The organism is Microbacterium maritypicum MF109 (assembly GCF_000455825.1).
In the GTDB taxonomy this organism is placed as follows: domain Bacteria; phylum Actinomycetota; class Actinomycetes; order Actinomycetales; family Microbacteriaceae; genus Microbacterium; species Microbacterium maritypicum_A.
Genome location: NZ_ATAO01000226.1, coordinates 1 through 272 on the forward strand (window position 1 = coordinate 1; position 272 = coordinate 272).

Here is a 272-nt window from a genome sequence, read left to right on the forward strand (position 1 = left end):
TCACGGCGTGGTTGAAGGGCTTGCCGACCGCGGTCATGTCGCCGGTCGCCTGCAGCTTCTCGACGATGGCCTTGCGCGCACTGAAGACGGTCTTGCCCGCGATCTCCTCGGCGTACCAGGTCGCGGCCTCGGGATTCTCGACGGACGCCGGAGCCTCGGGCAGGAATCGCCCGTCCAGACCGATCGTGGTCATGTTCGGCAGGGACTCGTTCTCGGTGGTGCGCAGCTCGCGCCACCAGATGATGTCGGTCACATCACCGAAGGTGCAGACC

1 protein-coding gene is annotated in these 272 nt (G+C 66.2%); it reads right to left on the bottom strand.

What is annotated here, in order from left to right; genetic code table 11:
- Window positions 1-253: hypothetical protein (locus L687_RS39240; protein ID WP_200861076.1), on the bottom strand; the 253-nt coding region annotated here is incomplete at its 3' end.
- Window positions 254-272 lie beyond the last annotated feature (19 nt).